We start from the raw sequence: 9,236 nt of genomic DNA on the forward strand, positions 1-9,236 counted from the left end.
TGCTAGAAGGCTTGGCCACGGAAGAACTCCAGCATGGCGTCGCTGTTGACGCGGTAGTTGAGGTTGCCGCAATGCCCGCCCAGGGGGTAGAGGGTCAGGCGCTTGCCCAGGGTGCGACGCAGGAAGCCCAGGTCGCCGCGGCCGAGGATGAGGTCGTCGGCGTTGTGCATCACGGCGATCTTGTCGCTGTTCTTCAGGTAGTCCTCCAGGGCGTAGAGGCTGACCTGGTCGATCAGCTGGCTCAGGCTGCCGCCGTTATGCCGAGCCCGCCACATGGGAATCAGTTGTTCGCCGATGTAGCAGTCGAAGTCGCACTGCAGGGCGCGCTTGAAGAAGGGGGTGAGGCTGGTGCCTTCGCCGATCGGCTGGCCGACCGGAGTGATCAGGCCGCGGCGGTTGATCAGGTCCGAGGTGAAGGCGATGTCGGCGGCGGCGAAGCGGAACACCGCGCCGATCAGCATGGCCATCTGCTCGTCGGAGAGCTGCTCCGCCGACTGCTGGAAGTCGTAGAGCAAGGCCTCGTTGAGGTCGATATGCCCCTGGGTCTGGAAATAGCGGGTCAGCTTGCCCAGCACCAGCTCATAGAAGGTGGTGGTGCTGTCGATGCCCTCGACCCGGGTCTGCACCAGGCGGTCGAGGTTGCTGATCGAGGTGTAGAGGTTGACCGGCGGATTGAGCAGCAGCACGCGCTTGAAGTTGAAGCTGCGCCGGGTCTCGTCGAGGTGGCTGACGAAGGCGGCGTGCAGGCCACCCAGGCTGTAACCGGTGAGGTGGTATTCGCTGACCGCCAGCCTGGGGTGCTGGGCGCGCACCGCCTGCATCACCCGGTACAGGTCGTCGGCGTCGTCGCTGGAGAAGCCCGGCGTGGCGAAGCGCGAGGCGGCGGTCATGAAGTCGTAGCTGGTCGGCGAGGACAGCTGCACCACGTGGTAGCCGGCGCCGTAGAACAGTTTCTTCAGGTACTCCATGGTGCCGTTGCTGTAATGCGCGCCGGTGCCGGCGATGATGAAGATCAGCGGCGCCTCGCCCTCCTGCTGGGCCAGGCGGTAGCCCAGCTTGGTCACCGACCAGAAGTTTTCCGGCACCTCGAACTGGCGTTCCGGGCGCAGGCGGACCTTGTAGTCGCCCTGATCGATATCGCTGTCGGCCGGAAGCGGCGGGCGCAGGTCCGGCGGCGTGGTGGCGATGGTCGCCTCGAACGGGTTGCTCAGCGGGTAGCCATAGCTGCCGGCGTCGATGTCGGCGGCCCATAGGGGCGCGGCGATGAGCAGGCCGCCGAGCAGGGCGGCGAGACGGGGGAGGAACGGCATACTTGAGTCCCAGGGAGAAGAATGGGGCGAGTGAATACGCGCCTTAAGACAGCGGTAAGTCGAGCGAGTGCCGTTCAGGCCGGTTTTTCCGCTAATGCATGCAACGCCGGGCCGGTCAGGCGATAGCCCGTCCAGTCATCCTGTGGGCGGGCGCCGAGGCTGCGGTAGAAGTCGAGGGCCGGCTCGTTCCAGTTCAGCACCGCCCAGTCCAGGCGGCCGCAGTCACGTTCGACCGTCAGGTTCGCCAGACGCGAGAGCAGAGCCTTGCCCAGGCCGGCGCCGCGTGCTGCGGGGCGCACATAGAGGTCCTCGAGGTAGATGCCGGGCTGGCCGAGGAAGGTCGAGAAGTTGTGGAAGAACAGGGCAAAGCCTGCGGCCTGGCCGTCCAGCTCGCCGATCAGCACCTCGGCATAGGGGCGCGGGCCGAACAGGTGCTCGGCCAGTTGGGCCGGCTCGGCGACCACCTGGTCGCCGAGTCTCTCGTAGTCGGCCAGTTCGCGGATCAGCGTGAGGATCAGGTCGGTGTCTTCGGGCTGGGCGGGGCGGATCTGCAGACGGCTCATGGTCGCTCCTTGTGACCGGCAAAGGTCCGAGCATGCCGCGCCCTGGGCCCGCATGGCAACCATGGCGACTGGCTCGCTGGCTGGGCCCCGGTGCGGCTGCCGGCAGCGGTGGTTTCAGGCCTGGTGATGCAGCCAGGCATGGGGCGGGCGCTCGGCCTTGGGGTGCTGGCCGCGCTCGAAGCGCTGCCAGATTTTCTCGTGACAATAGAAACCGAGCGAGTTGCACAGGGGCTCGATGGCGGCGACCAGGCCGCTGGCGGCTACGCTGCCGGTCAGCGCGTAGGTCACCGCGAAGGCGATGCAGAAGTGCATCAGGGTGAAGGTCAGGGTCTTGAGCATGGCGGCCTCTAGTGAGCAGTGTTCGCTACTGGCGTCCACTCTAGGGTCTGCCCTTGAATAGATGAAATGCAGTTATAAGATTCTATCGATAGAAACTATCTATTTTGGTGGGGCGCCGAGAGGCGGACCCGCGGGTGGCGCGGGCGCGAAGGCGTTTCACGTGGGGCGATTTGACAGGCCCAAGGCTACGGCTAATTTGAATGGCGCGGCGCATGGAAGTCCGCGCCGGTCAGCTCTCGATCGATTATCAACTAAAAGGAATTTCATCATGCATAAAAGCTACATCGCTTCCCTGCTGGCTGCCGTCCTGGCGTTTTCCTCCGCCGCCGCCCTGGCCGCCGAACCGGCCAAGAGCGCCCCGGTCGAGCCCGTCGTCGCTCAGGTGGCAGAGGTCGGCAGGATCAATCTCAATACCGCCGATGCCGCCACGCTCAAGCGTGAGCTCAACGGCATCGGCGAGGTGAAGGCCAGGGCCATCGTCGAGTACCGCGAGGCCAACGGTCCGTTCGCTGCGGTCGAGGAGCTGCTGGAGGTCAAGGGCATAGGCGAAGCCACCCTGGCGAAGAATCGTGACAAGCTCAGCGTCGATTAGTCGGGCGCGGCGATAGAGTAGAAGGCCGGTCGCTGACCGGCTTTCTACTGTCTGGGAAAAGATTGGGCAGAGCCCAGACAACCCAGGACGCCGTCCCGGGTGAGTCCCGGTAGAAACAAGAAAGCCCCGGTATTAACCGAGGTTTTCGAATTTGGCTCCGCGACCTGGACTCGACAGCGCAGCTGAACGCGCTTTAGCGCGGCCCGAAGGGTGAGGCCGCAGGCCGAATGACCTGGGACGCAGTCCCTGGTGAGAGTCCGGTAGAAACAAGAAAGCCCCGGTATTAACCGAGGCTTTCGAATTTGGCTCCGCGACCTGGACTCGAACCAGGGACCCAATGATTAACAGTCATTTGCTCTACCGACTGAGCTATCGCGGAACAACGAGGCGTATCCTACTGATTAAAAAGGGGAAGTCAAGCCTCTGTCGACTTCCCGTTCTGGCTTAGAGGACCTGGGCGATGGCCTGGGTGACGAACGGCAGGTTGCGCTGGTTCAGGGCCGCCACGCAGATGCGTCCGGTGCCGACCGCATAGATGGCGAATTCGCTCTTCAGGCGCTCCACCTGTTCGGTGGTCAGGCCCGAGTAGGAGAACATGCCGCGCTGCTGGGCGACGAAGCCGAAATCGCGCTTGGCGTCCAGGGCCGCCAGCTGCTCGACCATGGCCAGGCGCATGCCGCGGATGCGCTCGCGCATCTCGCCCAGTTCGGCCTCCCACATGGCGCGCAGCTCGGGGCTGCCCAGTACCGCGGCGACCACGCTGGCGCCGTGGGTCGGCGGGTTGGAGTAGTTGGTGCGGATCACCCGCTTGAGCTGCGACAGCACGCGGCCGGTCTCGTCCTGCGAGCCGGTGACGATGGACAGCGCGCCGACCCGCTCGCCGTACAGCGAGAAGGACTTGGAGAAGGAACTGGAGACGAAGAAGGTCAGCCCCGACTGGGCGAACAGGCGCACGGCGGCAGCGTCTTCCTCGATGCCGTCGCCGAAGCCCTGGTAGGCGATGTCGAGGAAGGGCACGTGCTCGCGCTCGCGGACGATTTCCAGCACGGCCTGCCAGTCGTCCATGCTCAGGTCGACGCCGGTCGGGTTGTGGCAGCAGGCATGCAGCACCACGATGGAACGGGCCGGCAGGTTCTTCAGGTCTTCCAGCAGGCCGCCGCGGTTGACGCCGTTGCTGAAGGCATCGTAGTAACGGTAGTTACGCACCGGGAAACCGGCGGCTTCGAACAGCGCGCGGTGGTTCTCCCAGCTCGGGTCGCTGATGGCGACGGTGGCGTCCGGCAGCAGGCGCTTGAGGAAGTCGGCGCCGATCTTCAGCGCGCCGGTGCCACCCAGGGCCTGGGCGGTGATCACCCGGCCGCCTTCGATCAGCGCCGATCCGGCGCCGAACAGCAGGGTCTGCACGGCCTGGTCGTAGGCAGCGATGCCTTCGATCGGCAGGTAGCCGCGCGGCGCGTGCTTGGCGGTCAGAGCGTTCTCGGCTTCGGCCACCGCGCGCAGCAGCGGAATGCGCCCCTCTTCGTTGGTGTACACGCCCACGCCGAGGTTGACCTTGGTGGCGCGGGGGTCGGCGTTGAATGCTTCGTTCAGGCCCAGGATCGGGTCGCGCGGTGCCATTTCGACGGCAGAGAACAGACTCATGGATGCGGCAGCTCGGGGGAAGAGGGGTGGGTGTCTGCAACACCCGGCTACGACTGCAGCTAGGGGTTGCGCAAATGGGCCGTTAGTATAACGGTCCAGATCATGTGCCGCGACAGCGTGCACACGCTTTTACACCGGGTTTGACGTAGGCTTTGCGTCTGCGTCACAACCGCTTGTCGAGGTCAGCTATGTCCGAGTTCCAACTGGTCACCCGATTCCAGCCTGCCGGCGACCAGCCGGAGGCGATTCGGCAGATGGTCGAGGGGTTGGAGGCGGGCTTGTCGCACCAGACCCTGCTGGGCGTCACCGGCTCGGGCAAGACCTTCGCCATCGCCAACGTGATCGCCCAGGTGCAGCGTCCGACCCTGGTGCTGGCACCGAACAAGACCCTGGCGGCGCAGCTCTATGGCGAGTTCAAGGCGTTCTTTCCGCACAACGCGGTGGAGTACTTCGTCTCCTACTACGACTATTACCAGCCCGAGGCTTACGTGCCCTCGTCCGACACCTTCATCGAGAAGGACGCCTCGATCAACGACCATATCGAGCAGATGCGCCTGTCGGCGACCAAGGCACTGCTGGAACGGCCGGACGCCATCATCGTCACCACGGTGTCCTGTATCTACGGCCTGGGCAGCCCCGAGACCTACCTGAAGATGGTGCTGCACGTCGACCGCGGCGACAAGCTGGACCAGCGCGCCCTGCTGCGGCGCCTGGCCGACCTGCAGTACACGCGCAACGACATGGACTTCGCCCGCGCCAGCTTCCGCGTGCGCGGCGACGTGATCGACATCTTCCCGGCCGAATCGGACCTGGAGGCCATCCGCATCGAGCTGTTCGACGACGAGGTGGAGAGCATCGCCGCCTTCGACCCGCTGACCGGCGAGGTGATCCGCAAGCTGCCGCGCTTCACCTTCTACCCCAAGAGCCATTACGTCACCCCGCGCGAGACCCTGCTGCAGGCGGTCGATGGCATCAAGGCCGAGCTGGCCGAGCGCCTGGAATACCTGCGCGGCGCGGGCAAGCTGGTGGAGGCCCAGCGCCTGGAGCAGCGCACTCGCTTCGATCTGGAGATGATCCTCGAGCTGGGCTACTGCAACGGCATCGAGAACTACTCGCGCTACCTGTCCGGACGCGGCCCGGGCGAGCCGCCGCCGACCCTCTACGACTACCTGCCGGACCAGGCCCTGCTGGTGATCGACGAGTCCCACGTGTCGGTGCCCCAGGTCGGCGCCATGTACAAGGGCGACCGCTCGCGCAAGGAGACCCTGGTGGAGTACGGCTTCCGCCTGCCCTCGGCCCTGGACAACCGGCCCATGCGCTTCGAGGAGTGGGAGGCGGCCAGTCCGCAGACCATCTTCGTCTCGGCCACCCCGGGGCCCTACGAGGCCGATCATGCCGGGCGGGTGATCGAACAGGTGGTGCGGCCTACCGGTCTGGTCGACCCCGAGGTGGAGGTGCGCCCGGCCCTGACCCAGGTCGACGACCTGCTGTCGGAGATCCACAAGCGCGTGGCCCTGGAGGAGCGGGTGCTGGTCACCACCCTGACCAAGCGCATGGCCGAGGACCTGACCGACTACCTGGCCGACCACGGCGTGAAGGTGCGCTACCTGCACTCGGACATCGACACGGTGGAGCGGGTCGAGATCATCCGCGACCTGCGCATCGGCGCCTTCGACGTGCTGGTCGGCATCAACCTGCTGCGCGAGGGGCTGGACATGCCGGAGGTGTCGCTGGTGGCCATTCTCGATGCCGACAAGGAGGGCTTCCTGCGCAGCGAGCGCTCGCTGATCCAGACCATCGGCCGCGCCGCACGCAACCTCAACGGCAAGGCGATCCTCTACGCCGACCGCATGACCGGCTCCATGGAGCGCGCCATCGGCGAGACCGAGCGCCGCCGCGACAAGCAGATCGCCTTCAACCAGGCCCACGGCATCGTGCCCAAGGGGGTGAAGAAGGACGTCCAGGACATCCTCGAGGGCGCCACCGTGCCGGGTTCGCGCAGCAAGAAGCGCAAGGGCATGGCCCAGGCCGCCGAGGAAAGCGCGCGCTACGAGAGCGAACTGCGTTCGCCCAGCGAGATCACCAAGCGCATCCGCCAGCTGGAGGAGAAGATGTACGCGCTGGCTCGCGACCTGGAGTTCGAGGCGGCGGCGCAGCTGCGTGACGAGATCCAGAAGCTGCGCGAGCGCCTGCTGCAGGTGTGAGGGGGCGCTGCCGCCGCGGCTCTGGGCAATGCATGAGCTGTTCCATCCTCGCCCGTGGCCGTTAGACTTCCTGCGCTTTGTTGACTGTGAGAAATGCTGATGGGTCTGGATGATGCGTTGATCTTCACCCGGGTGGTCGAGTGCCACAGCTTCACCCTGGCGGCCCAGGGCCTGGGCATGCAGAAGTCCACGGTGAGCCGGCGCATCGTCCTGCTGGAGGAGCGCCTCGGCGTGCGCCTGCTCAACCGCACCACGCGCAAGCTGCGCCTGACCGAGGTAGGCCAGGCCTACTACGAGCGCTGCCGGCAGATCATGCTGGACTTCGCCGAAGCCGAGCAGGCGGTCATGCAGCTGCAGCAAGCGCCATCCGGCCTGCTGCGCATCACCGCCCCCATCGAATTCGGCCAGCTGCTGCTCGGCCGGGTGCTCGGCGAGTTCATGCGCCAGTACCCGCAGATCACCGCTGAGGTGGAGCTGACCTCGCGCCATGTCGACCCGGTGGAGGAGGGCGTGGACATCGCCATCCTGGTCGGCCAGCCGCAGGATTCGACGCTGATCGCACGCAAGCTGTTCGAGGTCGAGCGGCGCCTGTGCGCCAGTCCCGCCTACCTGCGAGCCCAGGGTACGCCGCAGACAGTGGCCGAACTCGAGGGGCACCGGGCGATCCTGCTGCCCCATGACTCGCCGCGCCATTGGCCGCTGCTGGGGGAGAGCCTGTCCTGTCAGCGGGTGCTGGCGTGCAACAACATCACCTTCGCCCGCGAGGCGGCCCTGGCCGGCGCCGGTATCGCCGGCCTGCCGCGGATGATCTGCGCGGAGGCCCTGCTTAGCGGGCGTCTGGTGCACCTGCTGCCCGACGCGTGCCTGCCGACCGGCGAGCTCTACGCGGTCTATCCCTCCCGGCGTTTCCAGGCGATGAAGGTCAAGACCTTTCTCGACTTCCTCATGCGCAGCCTGCCGGTCGAAGGGGGGCGGCTGCTGGAGCCGGCGCCCACGGGGCTGGTAACATCGCCGCCTTAAATCGGCTTTCGCTTCATTTTCTCGAGAATCGCCATGACCACCGTTCGTACCCGTATCGCGCCATCGCCCACCGGCGATCCGCACGTAGGCACCGCCTATATTGCTCTGTTCAACCTGTGCTTCGCCCGGCAGCACGGTGGCGAGTTCATCCTGCGCATCGAAGACACCGATCAGCTGCGCTCGACCCGCGAGTCCGAGCAGCAGATTTTCGATGCCCTGCGCTGGCTGGGCATCGAGTGGAGCGAGGGGCCGGACGTCGGCGGTCCCCACGGGCCGTACCGGCAGAGCGAGCGCGGGCACATCTACAAGCAGTACACCGCCGAGCTGGTGGAGAAGGGCCATGCCTTCCACTGCTTCTGCAGCCCCGAGCGCCTGGACAAGCTGCGCGCCGAGCAAACCGAGGCCAAGCAGACCCCGCGCTACGACGGCCACTGCATGCACCTGGCTCAGGACGAGGTGCAGCGGCGCCTGGCCGCCGGCGAACCCAACGTGGTGCGCATGAAGGTGCCGACCGAGGGCGTATGCGTGGTGCCGGACATGCTCCGCGGCGAGGTGGAGATTCCCTGGGACCGCATGGACATGCAGGTGCTGATGAAGACCGATGGCCTGCCGACCTACTTCCTGGCCAACGTGGTCGACGACCATCTGATGGGCATCACCCATGTGCTGCGCGGCGAGGAGTGGCTGCCGTCGGCGCCCAAGCTGATCCTGCTGTACGAGTACTTCGGCTGGGACAAGCCGCAGCTGTGCTATATGCCGCTGCTGCGCAATCCGGACAAGAGCAAGCTGTCCAAGCGCAAGAACCCGACCTCGATCACCTTCTACGAGCGCATGGGTTTCCTGCCCCAGGCCATGCTCAACTACCTCGGGCGCATGGGCTGGTCGATGCCCGACGAGCGCGAGAAGTTCTCGCTGTCCGAGATGATCGAGCACTTCGACATCCAGCGCGTGTCCCTGGGCGGGCCGATCTTCGACCTGGAGAAGCTGTCCTGGCTCAACGGCCAGTGGCTGCGCGAACTGAGCGTCGAGGAGTTCGCCGCCGGCGCGCAGAAGTGGGCGTTCAACTCCGATTACCTGATGAAGATCGCTCCCCACGTGCAGGGGCGGGTGGAGACCTTCAGTCAGATCGCCCCGCTGGCGAGCTTCTTCTTCGCCGGTGGCCTGAACCTGGACGCCAAGCTGTTCGAGCATAAGAAGCTGTCGCCCGACCAGGTGCGTCAGGTCATGCAGCTGATCCTGTGGAAGCTGGAGGCCCTGCGCCAGTGGGAGAAGGACAGGATCACCGGCTGCATCCAGGCGGTGGTCGAACACCTCGAGCTGAAGCTACGCGATGCCATGCCGCTGATGTTCGCCGCCATTACCGGTCAGGCCAGCTCGGTGTCGGTGCTCGACGCCATGGAAATCCTCGGCCCGGACCTCACCCGCTTCCGCCTGCGCCAGGCCATCGAGCTGCTCGGTGGCGTGTCGAAGAAGGAGAACAAGGAGTGGGAAAAGCTGCTGGCGGCCATCGGCTGATCGAGCCGTCGGCGAAGGATTGGGGTAAGTGATTGTTATGTCAGCGAAAAAA

General features: G+C 65.7%; 8 protein-coding genes and 1 tRNA gene. 4 read left to right on the forward strand and 5 right to left on the reverse strand.

The features are described 5' to 3' along the window. Positions 1-2 precede the first annotated feature (2 nt). The 3 genes from SBP02_RS07780 to SBP02_RS07790 all read right to left on the reverse strand — a co-directional run bounded on the left by SBP02_RS07780 (position 3) and on the right by SBP02_RS07790 (position 2,212). Positions 3-1,310 carry an alpha/beta fold hydrolase family protein gene (locus tag SBP02_RS07780; protein ID WP_318645820.1) on the reverse strand — a complete coding sequence of 436 codons (1,308 nt, stop codon included), beginning with the start codon at positions 1,308-1,310 and terminating at the stop codon, positions 3-5. Between the two features lie 74 nt (positions 1,311-1,384). Next, positions 1,385-1,873, reverse strand: a complete 489-nt coding sequence (locus SBP02_RS07785; RefSeq protein WP_318645821.1) for a GNAT family N-acetyltransferase — start codon at positions 1,871-1,873, stop codon at positions 1,385-1,387. A 114-nt stretch (positions 1,874-1,987) separates the two neighbouring features. Continuing rightward, positions 1,988-2,212, reverse strand: a complete 225-nt coding sequence (locus tag SBP02_RS07790; protein ID WP_318645822.1) for a DUF2061 domain-containing protein — start codon at positions 2,210-2,212, stop codon at positions 1,988-1,990. A gap of 268 nt (positions 2,213-2,480) precedes the next feature. Here SBP02_RS07790 and SBP02_RS07795 point away from each other — a divergent pair, with 268 nt between their 5' ends. After that, positions 2,481-2,804 carry a ComEA family DNA-binding protein gene (locus SBP02_RS07795; protein WP_318645823.1) on the forward strand — a complete coding sequence of 108 codons (324 nt, stop codon included), beginning with the start codon at positions 2,481-2,483 and terminating at the stop codon, positions 2,802-2,804. A gap of 303 nt (positions 2,805-3,107) precedes the next feature. Here SBP02_RS07795 and SBP02_RS07800 read toward each other — a convergent pair. Both SBP02_RS07800 and SBP02_RS07805 read right to left on the reverse strand, forming a co-directional pair. Beyond that, positions 3,108-3,183, reverse strand: a tRNA-Asn gene (locus SBP02_RS07800). A 65-nt stretch (positions 3,184-3,248) separates the two neighbouring features. Continuing rightward, positions 3,249-4,445 carry an amino acid aminotransferase gene (locus SBP02_RS07805; protein WP_318645824.1) on the reverse strand — a complete coding sequence of 399 codons (1,197 nt, stop codon included), beginning with the start codon at positions 4,443-4,445 and terminating at the stop codon, positions 3,249-3,251. 188 nt (positions 4,446-4,633) lie between these two features. On the opposite strand from SBP02_RS07805, the gene uvrB reads away from it, so the two are divergent. The 3 genes from uvrB (at position 4,634) to gltX (ending at position 9,184) form a co-directional block, all read left to right on the forward strand. After that, a complete protein-coding gene (uvrB, locus tag SBP02_RS07810) occupies positions 4,634-6,649 on the forward strand; it encodes an excinuclease ABC subunit UvrB (RefSeq protein WP_318645825.1) in 2,016 nt (671 codons plus the stop codon). A 99-nt stretch (positions 6,650-6,748) separates the two neighbouring features. Beyond that, complete coding sequence (locus tag SBP02_RS07815; RefSeq protein ID WP_318645826.1) at positions 6,749-7,669, forward strand: LysR family transcriptional regulator; 921 nt, start codon at positions 6,749-6,751, stop codon at positions 7,667-7,669. A 33-nt stretch (positions 7,670-7,702) separates the two neighbouring features. Next, on the forward strand, positions 7,703-9,184 hold the full coding sequence (gene gltX, locus SBP02_RS07820; RefSeq protein ID WP_318645827.1) for a glutamate--tRNA ligase: 1,482 nt from the start codon (positions 7,703-7,705) through the stop codon (positions 9,182-9,184). Positions 9,185-9,236: the final 52 nt, after the last annotated feature.

It is taken from the genome of Pseudomonas benzenivorans (genome assembly GCF_033547155.1).
Classification (GTDB): domain Bacteria; phylum Pseudomonadota; class Gammaproteobacteria; order Pseudomonadales; family Pseudomonadaceae; genus Aquipseudomonas; species Aquipseudomonas benzenivorans_B.